The sequence below is a fragment of the Vibrio sp. 2130-1 genome (genome assembly GCF_033339515.1).
Genome location: NZ_JAWOUT010000680.1, coordinates 1 through 529, shown reverse-complemented (window position 1 = coordinate 529; position 529 = coordinate 1). Strand labels below are relative to the sequence as shown.

Here is a 529-nt window from a genome sequence, read left to right as displayed (position 1 = left end):
TGTCTGAATCAATGTATTCCCAAGTGGAATCGGCAATCACTTCCGCTTGATACGGCTCTACATCTGACTCTTCCAACAAACGCTGCAGCACTTGAACCAAATATGGTCGAGTGGTTTGTTGTCCGGTCGGCTGCACTCGACTTAACACATTGAGGTTAAAGCACGCTTGCTTATCCCAAATACGTCCTGCAGCTTGACCATAGTCCAATGGGTACACTTGTTCTTTAATCGCCCAAGGTTGGCTGAGGTTGATGGTATCGCTGTCTTTGTAGCTCTGCTCGATACCCACTTCAGCCAAGGCTTCAACACCAACACTGTACCAATATGCTTGCTGGTAATGGATTTGGTTTGAACCGCGCTGAAACTGCAAAAACAAACGTTCAGACATGGTGGCAGCAATGGTCGCCATAATCGCCAACAACATCAGTACAATAATCAAAGCAACACCACGCTGACGATTAGCCATTGTTGTTGCCCTCCGATGCTTTGTTTCTTTCACTTTCTGCAAGCTTGCCATCTGGCGTTAGAT

General features: G+C 46.7%; 1 protein-coding gene. It reads right to left on the bottom strand.

From position 1 onward, the window contains the following. Positions 1–466: type II secretion system minor pseudopilin GspK (gene gspK / locus R7Q09_RS28115; protein WP_318144204.1), on the bottom strand; the 466-nt coding region annotated here is incomplete at its 3' end. Positions 467–529: the final 63 nt, after the last annotated feature.